This is a genomic window from Salinibacter sp. (assembly GCF_036626415.1).
Taxonomy (GTDB): Bacteria; Bacteroidota; Rhodothermia; order Rhodothermales; family Salinibacteraceae; genus Salinibacter.
The window spans coordinates 1-14,166 of the sequence record NZ_JAZKRW010000082.1; the positions used below are offsets into that span (position 1 = coordinate 1).

General features: G+C 65.0%; 13 protein-coding genes and 1 tRNA gene. 6 read left to right on the forward strand and 8 right to left on the reverse strand.

All coding sequences use genetic code 11. From position 1 onward, the window contains the following. From V5A20_RS09700 to obgE, 6 genes are all read right to left on the reverse strand, one after another. On the reverse strand, positions 1–512 hold a 512-nt coding region (locus V5A20_RS09700), incomplete at its 3' end, for a hypothetical protein (protein WP_332327229.1). Positions 513–628: 116 nt separating this feature from the next. Further along, complete coding sequence (locus V5A20_RS09705; protein WP_442978377.1) at positions 629–1,129, reverse strand: HNH endonuclease; 501 nt, start codon at positions 1,127–1,129, stop codon at positions 629–631. Positions 1,130–1,397: 268 nt separating this feature from the next. Beyond that, positions 1,398–2,528 (reverse strand): RluA family pseudouridine synthase, encoded by a 1,131-nt coding sequence (locus V5A20_RS09710; protein ID WP_332314707.1) that lies wholly within the window; start codon positions 2,526–2,528, stop codon positions 1,398–1,400. Positions 2,529–2,566: 38 nt separating this feature from the next. Next, a complete protein-coding gene (locus tag V5A20_RS09715; RefSeq protein WP_332314708.1) occupies positions 2,567–3,706 on the reverse strand; it encodes an aminotransferase class V-fold PLP-dependent enzyme in 1,140 nt (379 codons plus the stop codon). A gap of 189 nt (positions 3,707–3,895) precedes the next feature. After that, a complete protein-coding gene (gene dprA, locus V5A20_RS09720) occupies positions 3,896–5,059 on the reverse strand; it encodes a DNA-processing protein DprA (protein WP_332314709.1) in 1,164 nt (387 codons plus the stop codon). Further along, on the reverse strand, positions 5,056–6,075 hold the full coding sequence (gene obgE, locus V5A20_RS09725) for a GTPase ObgE (protein ID WP_332314710.1): 1,020 nt from the start codon (positions 6,073–6,075) through the stop codon (positions 5,056–5,058). The genes dprA and obgE overlap by 4 nt, the downstream gene beginning before the upstream one ends. A gap of 175 nt (positions 6,076–6,250) precedes the next feature. On the opposite strand from obgE, the gene rnhA reads away from it, so the two are divergent. Beyond that, on the forward strand, positions 6,251–6,697 hold the full coding sequence (gene rnhA / locus V5A20_RS09730) for a ribonuclease HI (protein ID WP_332314711.1): 447 nt from the start codon (positions 6,251–6,253) through the stop codon (positions 6,695–6,697). 265 nt (positions 6,698–6,962) lie between these two features. On the opposite strand, the gene V5A20_RS09735 is transcribed toward rnhA, so the two are convergent. Beyond that, complete coding sequence (locus V5A20_RS09735; RefSeq protein ID WP_332314712.1) at positions 6,963–7,595, reverse strand: IMPACT family protein; 633 nt, start codon at positions 7,593–7,595, stop codon at positions 6,963–6,965. A 425-nt stretch (positions 7,596–8,020) separates the two neighbouring features. On the opposite strand from V5A20_RS09735, the gene V5A20_RS09740 reads away from it, so the two are divergent. Genes V5A20_RS09740 through V5A20_RS09750 form a run of 3 tightly spaced genes read left to right on the forward strand, consistent with a single transcriptional unit; the run spans position 8,021 to position 13,335 of the window. Beyond that, entirely contained in the window at positions 8,021–9,433 is a 1,413-nt protein-coding gene (locus V5A20_RS09740; RefSeq protein ID WP_332314713.1) for an efflux RND transporter periplasmic adaptor subunit, read from the forward strand. 47 nt (positions 9,434–9,480) lie between these two features. Then, on the forward strand, positions 9,481–12,612 hold the full coding sequence (locus V5A20_RS09745; protein WP_332314714.1) for an efflux RND transporter permease subunit: 3,132 nt from the start codon (positions 9,481–9,483) through the stop codon (positions 12,610–12,612). A gap of 60 nt (positions 12,613–12,672) precedes the next feature. Next, complete coding sequence (locus V5A20_RS09750) at positions 12,673–13,335, forward strand: SAM-dependent methyltransferase (protein ID WP_332327230.1); 663 nt, start codon at positions 12,673–12,675, stop codon at positions 13,333–13,335. An 88-nt stretch (positions 13,336–13,423) separates the two neighbouring features. On the opposite strand, the gene V5A20_RS09755 is transcribed toward V5A20_RS09750, so the two are convergent. Further along, a tRNA-Ala gene (locus V5A20_RS09755) sits at positions 13,424–13,496 on the reverse strand. A gap of 248 nt (positions 13,497–13,744) precedes the next feature. On the opposite strand from V5A20_RS09755, the gene V5A20_RS09760 reads away from it, so the two are divergent. Next, a complete protein-coding gene (locus tag V5A20_RS09760; protein ID WP_081580681.1) occupies positions 13,745–13,906 on the forward strand; it encodes a DUF2256 domain-containing protein in 162 nt (53 codons plus the stop codon). A gap of 75 nt (positions 13,907–13,981) precedes the next feature. Next, positions 13,982–14,166: deoxyribodipyrimidine photo-lyase (locus tag V5A20_RS09765; protein WP_332327231.1), on the forward strand; the 185-nt coding region annotated here is incomplete at its 3' end.

Below are 14,166 nucleotides of genomic sequence, written 5' to 3' on the forward strand. Positions count from 1 at the left end.
TGTCGGGCCGGATGGTCGGGATCGGGCTCGGAGACGCCCCGCTCGGCCGGGTCACCGTCCCGACGCAGGCTCCGGTTCCAAAACCAGATGATGATGCCAAAGAACAGCGCGGCCCCGAGACTCATGAGTCCATTGATGCCGGCGATCCGAAGTTGGGTGTCCACGACCGGGGTCGAGTTGATGGCTTCCGTCACAACGATGGACCGGCTCCCGCCCGACGCCACGCGGACCTCCAGCGTCTCTCGCCCCTCCAGCGCCGGCACGATGCCGTGGGGAAGCGAGAGCCGCTCCCGCATCAGGACGGAGCCGTCGGGCATCGGGACGCGGAGGCTGACATAGTCGTACGTCACCTGCGTTCGATTCGAGACCTCTACCTCCTGCACCTCCGCCGTTGCCGTCGTGCCCTCCGTCTTGGTGCTGTGCAGGTCGTACGCCACCTTGCCTTGGTGCAACGAGAGAACAGCTAACAGAAGCGGAGCCAACCAGGCAATGCGGGCAATCCAGCGGATCATGGGCGTATCCAACCTTGCAAAAGGGATGGGAACAGTACGGTCGGTCTTACGACTGGGGGCCGTTGTCGGTTGGAACCCACCGGGGATTGCAGATGAAAACGATCCCCGGGGCGGCTCTACGACAGGAACAGGTACGGCTTCCAGGTGTCCTGAATCTCTCCGGCAAAGTCGCGGAGAAACATCACGTAGCTGGGCCGAAACGGCTGACGCGCCAGCTCCATGTCCGCCTCTTCGGGCGTGGAGTCCCCCTTCTGGTTGTTGCAGGTGACGCAGGCCGCCACGAGGTTTTCCCACGTATCGCGTCCCCCGCGCGACTTAGGGACCACGTGGTCGATGGTCAGATTGCTCTGCGCACCGCAGTACTGGCACGTACTGCGGTCCCGCTTGAGCACATTTTTGCGGGAGAGCATGACCCGCTTGTAAGGGACGTTGGCGTACTGCTTCAGCCGCACGATGCTCGGCCATGGCAACTCCACGCTGGGCGAACGCACATACTGATCGTCCGCCGACTCTACAAGGTGCACCTTTTGCAGGTGCATGAGCACAACGGCCCGTTCCACACTGCAGACGGTGAGCGCGCTGTAATCCTGGTTCAGCACGAGAACATGCCCGTTCATTGCGCACGAGCCCCCCGTGCGGTATAGCTCCATTGCTCACTCCCCGGTTCAATGGGGGTGGAACGGACCTTCAGCACGACCTGCATCGAATCAGTACGGAAGAGAAGGGCCTCCACCGGGACGCCCGGCGTTGGTTCAAGAGATTGGCGCTGCAAGCAAGGCCAAAACCTTACGGCAACTGTATCAGAGGCTGAAGTCCTTTGTTTCTCCGTGAAATGCCCTGTAAGACCGCAAACCTGTAACGTTTCTCGTTTCGTGGAAGGCCGCCTCAATCGCCTGCTGCCCCTTCTCCCTCCCCCTGCCTGAGCACACGCAGCACGCGGCGCCACGGGGGCGGCGGGGCGGCGTCGAAATGCAGACGCTCTCCGGTGGTGGGGTGATCGAAGCCGAGGCGATATGCATGGAGGGCGGGATGCGGAAGAATGTCGAAGAGGTCCGCGAAGAAATCCTCGCGGGCCCCGCCCTGGGTCCCGTAGCGGATCCGCTGCCCGTCGTATTTCGGATCGCCAAGCAGCGGGTGCCCCTGGGCACGAGCGTGTACGCGGATCTGGTGGGTGCGCCCCGTCTCCAGCTTGAACTCGGCGACGGACGTGTGGGCGTGGGCCTCGACCGTTTCGTAGTGCGTGCGAGCCCACTTGCCCTCGTCGTCAGGGACGACCGCCATGCGCTGTCGATGGTGTGGATCGCGGCCGATGGCTCCCTCAATTGTGCCGTTCGGCGGCGAGAAGTGCCCCCACACAATCGCTCGGTAGCGGCGATCCACTGTGTGAGCCTTGAACTGCTCCGCCAGCGGCCGATGGGCACGGTCCCGCTTCGCCACGACGAGCAGGCCGGACGTGCCCTTGTCAAGCCGGTGCACGATGCCGGGCCGCACGACCGGATGGTCCGGCGCCTCCGGAAGGGCGTTGACCATCGAGAGGCCCACGTCCTCCTCCGACACCTCCGTCCGCTCATCGTCCGCGGACACCTCGCCCCCGTCCACGTGGTGGAGCAGGGCGTGCACGAGCGTCCCCGACCGGTGTCCCGGCGCCGGGTGCACGACCATGCCCGCCGGCTTGTTCACCACGAGCAGGTCGTCGTCCTCGTACACGACGTCGACCGGAATGGCCTCCGGCTCGGCCTGCATTGGCGGTTTGCGAATGAGCCGGAAGACGATCTCGTCCCCCGGCTCCACTGGGTATGACTTTTTGACGTCCGCCCCGTTTACCTTGAGGTGCCCTTTCTTGATCGCCCGCTGGATCTTGGTGCGAGACGCCTCGGGGTAGAAGCGGACGAGGTACTTGTCGATGCGCGGCCCGCTGGTCTCTGTAGACGGAACGGTCACCTCCACCACATTCTCCTCCCGCCGCACGTCGGCCTCGTAGTGGTCCGGATCGAATGAATCGGGGGCCTGTCCCATCGCGTACCCGCTAGAAATCCGAGATACAGACGTCCGCCTCAACGCAAAAACGAGTCGATCGCATCGAGGACCGTCCGGAGGTCCTCGTCGGTGTTGTAGTACGTCGGCGCGAGCCGCAGCTTCCGGTTGCGCAGCGCCCCGGTAATGCCGTGGACCTTGAGGTGCTCGAAGAGCGCCTCCGGGGCCTCGGGCGCGACCGTCACGATCCCGCTGGTGTGGGCCGGGGCGTCGGTGCCGTAGCGGGGAAGCCCGCGGTCGCTCAGTTCGTCCGCGAGGGTCGCAGAGAGATCAAGCACGCGCTCCTCACACCACTCCGGGCCGGCGTCCAGATACAGGCCGAGGGCCGCGTGCAGGGCCGTAACCCCAACGCTGTTGAGGGTGCCGGTCCGGAACCGGCGCGCATCGTCGTGGAACGTGAGGTCGTAGTCGTCGAGGTGCTCCCAGTCGACCGGCCCGTGGAGCCAGCCCGTGGGCGGACGAACGTGATCCTGGATCGCTTCGTCACAATACAACACCCCGATGCCCTGTGCAGCCATCAACCACTTGTGGCCCCCCGCGGTCAGGAAGTCGATGCCCGCCGCCTCCACGTCCACCTGGAGCGCCCCGAGTCCCTGGATCGCGTCGACGCAGAAGAGGACGTCGTGCTCGTCGCAGAGCGCACCCAGGGCCTCCAGGTCGGCCCGGAAGCCCGAGAGAAAGTGCACCCAGGAGACGCTCAAGAGCCGTGTTTCGGGCCGGAGGGTGGCTTCCACGTCCTCGACCGTGTACGCCCCCGCGTCCGTCGGCACAAAATCGACCTCGACGCCCTGCGCCTCCAGGTTCAAAAACGGGTAGACGTTTGTCGGGAAGGCGCCATCGGGCACCGCGATCCGGTCGCCCTCGTTCCAATCGACCCCACGAGCGAGCACGTTGAGGCCGGCGGAGGTGTTGGGGACAAACTCGACCCGACCCGGGTCGGTGCCCAGGACCCTACCCAGTCGCTCTTTCGTCTCCTCCATCACCGGAAAGAAGGACTCAAAGTTGGCAATCGGGGCGTTGGGATCGGCCCCGTGCCGCTCCGCCACGTAGGCGTCGATTGCCTCGCGCACCGGCTGGCTCATGGGACTCACCGCCGCATGGTTGAGGTAGGTCTGGTGCTCGGTGTGGGGGTAGTGACTGCGAAGCGTTTCGGGCGTCATGGAGACAAAGGTCGATTACAGAAAATCCGACGCTTTCACGCATCAGTCCCACCAGCGTTCGGCACTCCCGAGGGGCCGAATTTGCGCTGGGCTCTGCGGTCGGCGGGCGGCCGTGGGGCTCGCGGCCAGCGAGGAGAGATCTCCGGGCCCATCGGCACCGCGACCACGAGAGGGCTTAGGGGAAGCAGCCTATGAGCGCCGAAACTGCTTCCCCGCCAACTGGCGCACCAGCCCCTTAAACTCCAGTTCGAGCAGCGTGGGAAGGGCCGTGGACGGATCGAGGCCCGTCTCGTCGCAGAGCGCATCGATGTGAACAGGCGTGTCCGACAGGGCCTCGTAGAGCCGCTCGGCCTCGCCCGACAGGTCGTGTAGATCGGCCTCCCTGCCCGTGGCAACGGCGTCCGCATCCACCTCTGCAGGCTCCTCCACCGTCACCTCCGGGAGCTCTTCCAGCAGGTCGCCGATCTCCAAGACGAGCTTGGCGTGGCCCTTTTGGATGAGCCGATTGGCCCCGCGGCTGGAGTCTTTCGTGATGGGGCCCGGCAGGGCAAAGACCTCTCGGTTCTGCTCCAGCGCGAGACGCGCCGTGATGAGCGCCCCGCCCTCCGCGTACGACTCTACGACCAGCGTGCCGAGCGCGAGCCCACTCACGATGCGATTGCGCTCCGGGAAGTGGGGCGCGTCGGGATCCGCGTCGAGCCCGTACTCGGACAGAACCGCCCCGCTTTCGATGATCCGCTCCGCAAGAGCCGTGTGTTTCTGTGGATAGATGCGCCCGACCCCGGACCCCAGGACGGCGATCGTGCGGCCTCCCGCGTCGAGCGCCCCCTTGTGCGCGGCGGCGTCAATGCCGTAGGCCAGCCCGCTCACCACCGTAAAGCCGCGGCGAGCCAGCTCGGCCCCAAAGTGGTGGGCCTGAGCCCGCCCATAGTCGGTGCATCGGCGGGTGCCCACGACCGTCACCATCGGACGCGCCCCCTCGGGCAGTGTGCCCCGCATCCACAAGAACGCTGGCGGGTCGTAGATTTCGCGGAGGCGATTGGGAAAACGCTCGTCCCACGGCGAGATCAGAGAGGCCCCCAGGTCGTCAGCCCGGTCCATCTCTCGCCGCACCGCCGCCCGGTCGTCAAACGTGAGGATGGCCTCGGCCGTCTGATCGCCCACCCCGTCCACCTGGGTCAGGGTCGAGCGCGAGGCCCGAAAAATTGCGCTTGGGGCCTCGAACGCGGCCAGGAGGGCCCGGAGACGCTGGGGCCCCACCCCCTTCACCAGAGAGAGACCGATCAGGGCACGCCGCTCGTCGGCCCGGTCCCGCTCCGGCGGTTCATTGTCGTCCGGAAGAGGAAGTCTCATGCGTCAATCGTGTCCGCCGAACGCGTAGAGCTGACAGAGTCGAAAAGGGTGTACTTGAGCTGATCGAGGCCCACGTCGGCCACGGCGCTGATCGGGAGCAGGGGCACGTCGTCCGGAAACTCGTCGGCCACGACGTCCGGCAGCAATTCCCGCTCGTCGGGGGCCAGGATGTCGATCTTCGACAGCGCCACGACGCGGGGTTTGTTCAGCAGATCGGCCTCGTGGGACTCCAGTTCGTGGAGGAGCGCCTCGTATTCGTCGCCCAGGTCCTGCGACGTAATGGGAATGACAAACAGCAGGACCGACGTACGCTCGATGTGACGGAGGAACTGGAGCCCAAGGCCCTTCCCCTCGTGCGCGTCCTCGATAATGCCCGGGATATCGGCCATCACGAAGGTTTCGAACTCGCTCACGTAGACCATCCCCAGCTGGGGCGTGAGCGTCGTGAACGGATAGTCCGCCACCTCCGGCTCCGCGGCCGACACGGCCGACACGAGCGTGCTCTTGCCCGCATTGGGGAAGCCCACGAGGCCCACGTCCGCCATCAGCTTCAGCTCGAAGGTCAGATGCCGCTCCTCCCCCGGCTCTCCCGGCTGGGACTCACGGGGGGCCTGGTTCGTGCTCGACTTGAAAAAGGCATTGCCCCGGCCGCCCTGCCCCCCTTCGGCCACGCAGATGCGCTGGCCCGATTCCACGACCTCCCCGATGACCTCTCCGGTCTGTTCCTTGACCACGGTTCCGGGCGGCACCCGAATCACCTTGTCCTCTCCGGAGGCACCCGTCTGCTCACGGCGCCCGCCCGGGTCTCCGTCCCCCGCAAAGACCTGTGTATTGTGGCTCAGGTCCATCAGCGTGTACAGGTGTTCGTCGGCCTCCACGTACACCGAGCCCCCATCGCCGCCGTCTCCGCCCGACGGCCCCCCCTTGGGCACAAACTTTTCTCGGCGCCAGGCGACAATGCCCTTCCCCCCGTCGCCACTGCTTACTTTGAGGTCGACCTGATCGAGAAACTTCATGCGGGCCTCGGCGCTCGAACGATCGAGCGGGTTTGCATAGAGATGATGGCACACAATTCCACGCCCGTCCCCGACGAAGGTTTTCACCGGGCTTTGTCGGCCCGCCCCTGGACCTGTCCGCCCCGACCGCGTACGTTTAGTCTGTTCACGGTCTTTCTCTTGACCCCTCGGCTCCATGAACGACGTCACCATCTACACCGACGGCGCCTGCAGTGGCAATCCCGGGCCGGGCGGCTGGGCCGCCCTCGTCATTCCCAACGAGGACCCCGACGCCACCGAACGGCTCACCGGCGGCGAGCCCCACACCACCAACAATCGAATGGAGCTGACAGCCGCCCTCGAGGCACTCCGCGCCCTCGAGGCCCCGAGCCGGGTTGCCCTTCACACCGATAGCAAGTATCTCTCCAAGGCGTTCAACGAAGGGTGGCTCGACAGCTGGCGGGCGAATGACTGGCAGACCTCTTCGAACAATGACGTCAAGAATCAAGGCTTGTGGAAGGCGCTTCTCGACGAAGCGGGACGGCACGAGATCGACTGGATCTGGGTCAAGGGCCACGCCGACAATGAGCTCAACATCGTGGCCGACGAGTTGGCGGTGGCCGCGATGGAGCAGTTTAGGTAAAGCAAGGGGCATGGGAAAAGGCGTGGCGCAAGGGCCTTCTCCCCTTCAGGGTCTGTGTTCATTTGTCTCTCGGGCCCCGGGAATGGTCCTCGCCCCGCTCGGGGCGATGTGCGCGGCCGCAGTGGGCCACAAATCGGCCCTTCCCCCGACCGGTAGCACTCTCACGCTCAGGGCACACCACTACAGGCCTCGTTCAGGCTTCGAGTTTCGCGCCGTCAATTCTCGATCTCGCGAACCGGCCCAGCATCAACCCAGTCTCTCAGTCTCAGCCCTCCGTGTCCCCCTCGGGGCCGCCCACGCGGAGCAGCTCGCCACGATCCGACAGGGCATTCCGGAACGCGTCGACAAACGCCTCGACCTGTGATTCGCGAACGCCGACGGTGAGGGTCGTCACGTCTGTATACTCGCTGTCGTGCACGAGCGCATCAAACTGTTGGAGCACGCGCTCCGCGGGGGCAGTGTCGTCGTACGCGTACCGAATTTGGACCGCCGTCCGCACGACTCGCTGAACAAGGTCCGCCCGCTCCAGCGCGGCGGCCGCAGCGTGTCCGTACGCCCGAGCCAAACCCCCCGTCCCCAGCTCTGTGCCCCCGAAGTAGCGCGTCACGACGACGAGCGTGTTTGTGAGATCGTGCGCGTCGATTCGGCGAAGGATGGGCGGGCCCGCCGTTCCACTCGGCTCCCCATCGTCGTTGTACCGAAACGTGTCGCCGGCCGCGCCCACCCGATAGGCAAAACAGTGGTGTGTGGCCGCGTGCTCTCGGGCACGGACGCCGGAGATTGCATCCTCGGCCGCCGTCTGGCTGGTCACGGCAACTGCCTCCGCCAGGAACCGGGACCCATCGACGGTGTGTTCTGCCTGACCGGGCGCCTCAAGGGTGAAGTACGTGTCAGCCATGACGCGAGGCTCGCAATAAAAAAGTACGCCTGCTGTCCCACACGTCGCTGTGGGTAGGGGTCACTCGTCCGGTCCGCGACGCCGAGGTGTCGTTGGCCTCTCCACGCATGCAACTGATCGCCGGTCCAGAAACCTACTCTGGACGGCCCGGTGGAGGGGCCTATGCAGCACATGCGTCCAGAAGCCCCTGGTTTGCAGGCGGAAACGCGCAACATTGTTGCTACCCTTCAGTGTCGGTAGGCACTTTACAGTGGTGGCCCTGATAGCATGCCTTCCGCAGCAGATTGCTCTTGCCAGAATTGCACGCCTGGTCGCTCCGGGATCGTTCCGAAGCCGCCTCCCATCGAGCGACATATGCATGTACCCGACGATCCGTGGCGCCCCGCACTGTTTCTACTCACTTTCTCAGCTCCCCTGCACTCATCATGGCCCGATTGGCTGTCGTCGGTCTTACGTTCCTGCTTCTGTTGAGCGGCTGCAGTTCCTCCTCCGACGAGGACGGCGCGGCGCGGCGCGGGCAGGGAAATGCCTCCCCGCCGTCCGTGGAGGCCGTACAGGCCCGCAGTGGGGCCCTTCCGCTGGAAGAGCGGATGAGCGGGACAGTGCGGGCCCGCAACCAGGTCGCCATTTATTCGGAGTTGAGCGAGCCGGTGGTCGCCGTGGAGGCGCAGACGGGCGACTACGTGGAGGAGGGCGAGCCGCTCGTGCGCCTCCGACGCGTCACCTACGAGCAGCAGGTTCGACAGGCGGAAGCGGCCCTCCGAACCGCCAAGGCCGAGGCCCAGGGCGCCCAGGCCAGCCTCCGCGAGCTTCAGTCCCAACTGAAACGGACCGAACGCCTTGCCGACCAGGACTTTGAGAGTCAACAGCAGCTCGAATCGCTGCGGGCCCAGGTGGAACAGGCCGAGGCCTCCTACGAGCAGGCCCAGGCCCAGGTGGAGCAGGCCGCGTCTACCCTCCAAGAACGGGAGACGACCCTCCGCCGCACCGTCGTGCGTGCCCCGATCAGTGGACACGTTGGGCAACGCAACGTGGAAGTGGGCCAGCGGGTGGGCCCCGACACCCGCCTCTACACGATGGGCGACCTCGACTCCGTAAAGGTGCGCGTGGAAGTGACCGACCGGATGTTTGGCCGCATTCGCCCCGGACAGACGACCCGCATCCGCGTGCCGGACGAGGACACGACCCTTACAGCGTCGGTCACCCGCAAGTCGCCCTTCCTCAGCGAAGAGTCCTACAGCGCCGAGGCCGAAATCGTGGTCGCCAACCCAGATCGTCTTCTGAACCCCGGCATGTTCGTGGAGGTCGATGTGGCCTACGGCGAGAGCGAACGGGCCACCATTGTTCCTCTCAGCGCCCTGTACGAGGATCCGGCCTCCAACACCCGCGGCGTCTTCGTCGCCCCAACGCTGGGATCCGAGATCCCCGTGGAGGTGCCGGACGAGTTCGACGAAGACAACCCGCCCCCGCTCACCCCTCCGACCCCCACCACCTTTCGTGAGGTGGAAGTCCTTGCGGAAGGCCAACAGACCGCCGGGGTTCGAGGCATCGACCCGGGCGACTGGGTCGTGACGGTGGGCCAAAATCTGCTCGACAACGACAGCGGCGATCGGGTCGACGCCCGCGTCCGTCCCCAGCCCTGGTCCCGCCTCATGGCCCTGCAGCGCTTGCAGGACACGGACCTCTTGAATCGGGTGCTCGAACGCCAGCAGCGCCTCGCCAAGCAGCGATTTGGGGCCGACTCGGCCCGGGACGACTCGGCCCAATCGTCCAGGACGCGCCCTGACACGTCCGCGTCCACCACCGCCCCCCACATGGCGACGACCCAGCGCCGGTAGTCGTCCCTCGTCCCTCATCCCTCCCCATCGTCTGATCGCTCCCGCCCATGTCGCTCTACGACGTTTCCATCCGACGCCCGGTCGCGACGGCGATGACGTTTCTGGCCATCATCGTGGTCGGAAGCGTCAGCTTCTACTACCTGCCGGTGGACCTGCTGCCGGAGATCGAGTATCCCCGCGTGACGGTATACACCAACTACCCGAACGTAGGGCCGGAGGAGGTGGAAAGCATCATCACCGACCCGGTATCAAACGCCGTCTCCAGCGTGCCGAACATCGAGCGAATCACATCCAGCTCCTCAGAAGGGTCGAGCCGGGTCAACCTGGAGTTCGCGCAGGGGACCGACCTCAACGCGGCGGCCAACGACGTACGGGCCGCCCTCGACCGCATCCGCGACGACCTGCCGGTGGAGGCCGAACCGCCCGGCATCTGGAAGTTTGACCCCAACAGTCAGGAAATCGTGACCCTCGCGGTGGAATCGAGCCGTGACATGGAGTCGCTCACGCGCCTGCTGGAGCGCAACCTGGGGAAGCAGTTCGAACAAATCCCGGGCGTGGGGACCCTCAACATTCAGGGGGGCATCTATCGCCAGATTCGCGTCAACATCGATCGCGACCGGCTCAAGGGCTACGACCTGTCGGCCGCTCAGGTGCAGCAGGCCATTGCGCAGTCGAATGTGGCCCTGCCGGGCGGCAACGTAAAGGAAGGCCTGAACGACCTCTACGTGCGTACGCAGGGGGAGTACGAGTCGCTCGATGAAATCCGCCGGTCCGTCGTGACCACGGTCGACCAAACCCCGGTCCGCGTGCAGGACGTGGCCGAGGTCGTGGACGGCTACGAGGACCTCGGTCGTGTCGCGGAGCTGAACGGAATTCCGGTCGTCCGCCTCGAGATTCAAAAGCAAAGCGGGGCCAATACGGTTACCGTTGCAGACAACATCCGCACGGAGGTGGAGCGTATCAACAAGGCGCGCTCCGACGTCCAATTCACGGTCGTCAGTGACCAGAGCGACTTTATTCGCAAATCGATCAACAACGTTCAGAACTCGGCCATCTGGGGCTCGCTGTTGGCCATCTTGGTGCTCTACCTTTTTCTGCGCAACGGGTCGACGACGTTTATCATTGCGCTGTCGATCCCCATTTCGATCATCGCGACGTTCGCTCTGCTGTTCTTCAACGACCTCACGTTGAACCAGATGACGTTCGGGGGGCTGGCCCTGGGGGTGGGCCTCATCGTCGATAATGCGATCGTGGTCTTGGAGAACATTATCCGACAACGGGAGGAAAATGGGCGTTCGCTCAAGGAGGCGGCTTCAATTGGCACGCGAGAAGTGGCAGGTGCTATCGTCGCCTCCACGCTTACCACCTCGGTCATCTTCTTGCCCCTGGTGTTTGCCCGCACCACCACGGCGGCCCTCTTCCAGTCGCTGGCCCTGGTGGTGGTCTTCGCGCTGGTGTGCTCCCTGCTGGTGGCCCTCACGCTGGTGCCCATGATGGCGAGCCGCTTTCTGACGGTCGACGCCGGCGAGCAGACGAGTGACCAGGACGCGTCGAAGTCGTGGTTCCAGCGCGCATTCGCTCGGCTGGAGAACCGCTACTCTCGTCTCATCGAAACGCTCCTCGGCCGGCGCTGGCTCGTGTTCGGCACCACGGCGGTCTTGCTCGCCGGGGCCGTGGCGCTGTGGCCCATGGTCTCGATCGAGCTGGCGCCCCAGACGGATGCCAACGAGATTGACATCGATCTGGACATGGCGCAGGGGACCAACATCGCCGTCGTCATGGAGTATCTCGACGAGCTGGAACAGAATGTGAAGCCCCTTCTTCCCGAAGAGGACATGGACAACTTCGCCAAGCAAGTCCAGCCCTGGGGCGCAGAGGTCGAGATTCGTCTAAAGTCGGCCAGTGAGCGCTCCCTCAACACCTATGAGCTGGCCGATCGCATCCGATCCGAGGTGCTCGGGTCCGTGCCGGGGGCCGACATCCGGGTGAGCGCTCAGTCGGGGCTCTGGATCCTGCGGCGCGTCTTCAGCACCGGCGGCGGAAATCAGGACCTGCAGGTCGAGCTCCGCGGCTACGACCTGGACCAGGCCCGCTCGATCGCCGAGCGCGTTGAGGCCCGTCTCGAACGGGTCGACGGCGTCGGCACGGCCCGCACCGGGCGGCGGGAAGGGCGCCCCGAACAGAACATCCGGTTTCTCCGCGACAAGATCTCGTCCCTGGGCCTGTCGACCCAGGAGGTCGCCGCCGCCGTACAGACGAACGTAGGCGGGAGCCGCGCGGCGTCCTACCGGTCAGGAGGCGAGCAATTTCCCATCAACGTTCGCCTTCGCCCCGAAGACCGCCTCTCGGTGAAGGACCTCGATAACGTCTCGATCCAGACTCCCAACGGCGAATCGGTCCCCCTCTCCACGCTTGTCAACACCGACCGCGGACGGGGCCCGACCGAGATCCAGCGCATCAACGGCCAGCGGGTTACGTACATATCGGCCACCCTCAACAGCGACGCAGTGCTCGGGGAGGTCGTGCAGCGCGCGCGCACCGAGATGGCCGATCTCAACCTTCCGGAGGGCTTTTCCATCACCTTCGGGGGCGAGTATCGCGAGCAGCAACGGGCCCAGACAGACTTTCTGATTGCTATTCTCATGGCCCTCGTCCTCATCTACATGGTGATGGCCGGCCAGTTTGAGCGGTTCCTCGATCCGCTGGTCGTCATGTTTAGTGTGCCACTCGTGCTCATCGGCGTCCTCCCTACCCTCGTGCTTACCGACACCACGGTGAATATCCAGAGCGTGATGGGGCTCGTGATGCTGATTGGGATCGTGGTCAACAATGCAATTGTGCTGGTCGACTACATCAACCTCATGCGGCGCGAGCACGACATGGACCTTCTGCCGGCAGTGGCGGAGGCGGGCCGGCTGCGCCTGCGCCCGATCCTCATGACCACGCTCACGACCGTGCTCGGCCTGGTGCCGCTCGCCCTGGGCATTGGGGCCGGGGCCGAAATTCAGGCCGCCCTCGCCCGCGTCGTTATCGGCGGGCTCCTGGCCTCGACGCTCGTTACGCTCGTCCTTATCCCAGCCGCCTACGTCAGCCTTGAGCTGACGGCCCGCACCGTGCGGACGAAGCTTCCGGACTGGTCGTGGCTTCCTGACGCCCCGGTGCAGCCGCGGCGCGCGTAGCGCAGACCTCGTCGCCCTGTCTCCTCCTCGGCCTGTCTCGTTTCCCCTCCGGCCCGCGCCATGCCTCCCGTCCGCGCCCGCACCCTTCTCGTCCCGCTTCTCGCGTTCAGCCTGATGGGGGGCGGTCTGCTCCTCTCCGGCTGTGCGCAGGAGCAAGAGCCATCCTCAAGCAGCGAGCCAGATACCGCAGCCACGCCGACATCCACCTCCGCCTCGTCTCCCTCGATCATTGACTCGACGGCCGAGGCCGACGTACCCTTCGTCGTGAGCCCCGAAAAGACGGTCGAGGGCATGCTGGAGCTCGCCGGCGTCACGGAGTCCGACACGGTGTACGACCTCGGCAGCGGCGATGGACGGATCCCCATTGCGGCTGCCAAGCAGCATGGCGCCCGCGGGGTGGGGATTGAAATTAAACCCGACCTCGTCCAGCGGGCCCGCAAGCGGGCCAAGCTCGCTGGCGTTCAGGACCTCGTGGAGTTTCGGCGGCAGGACCTCTTCGAGGCGGATTTCAGCGACGCGACCGTCGTCACGATGTACCTCTTCCCGGAGGTGAACCTGAGACTCCGCCCCATGCTCTTCGAACAGTTGGACGCGGGCACGCGCGTCGTCTCTCACAGCTTCGACATGGACGGCTGGCAGCCCGACTCCACGGTCAACGTGGCCGGGGACGTGTTGTATCTCTGGACCATCCCGGAAGAGATTCCCGATCACCTACAGGAGTAGGCCCCCTCCCGTGCCAATACCAAACCCCCACTCTTGCCATCGGGCAGGAGTGGGGGTTTCGTGTCGCGGATCTAATCGGCCAAGAAAGTGGAGCCACTGGGATTCGAACCCAGGACCTCTGGAGTGCGATTCCAGCGCTCTACCAACTGAGCTATGGCCCCAAACGGAAGGACGACCAGCAGAAGGCGTTGCTGGCTTGCCTAATAAGACATGATTGGCTACGGCCCTTTTTTCGAGTCTGTTCCTGACGCGGCTCGTTCAAGCACCTCGCACCGTCCAATTTGTCATGAGAACCGTGCGAAGTCGAGCGGACTTGACGAGCGTGTAAGAAGCCCAATCCCGCTGGCACGCCCCCCTCTCCAGGCCGTATCTGGAATTGCCGTTTTTCGACCACAAACGTCCAGGTGTCATGAGTCACCAGAATCTTCCCACAAAAACATGTCCCGTGTGCAATCGCGAGTTTGAGTGGCGCAAGAAGTGGGAGGACGACTGGGAAAACGTGAAGTACTGCAGCGAGCGCTGCCGCCGCAACAAGGACCGCGACCACATTCCCTGGGCGAAGGAGGAGTAGCGAACAGCCCGACCGGAGGGCCTCTGCCCCCAGCGCCCGAGCAATTAGGATTCACCATTCCACCACGTCCGCATCGTGCTTTCAACCGCCCTCGTCTGGATTCGGAACGACCTCCGCATCCGCGACCACGCCCCGCTCCGCTACGCGGCCGATCACTACGACCAGGTCATTCCGGTCTACTGCTTCGACCCACGCCACTTCGGCACGACCATGTTCGACCTGCCGAAGATGAGCGCCATCCGGGCCCGCTTCCTCCGCGA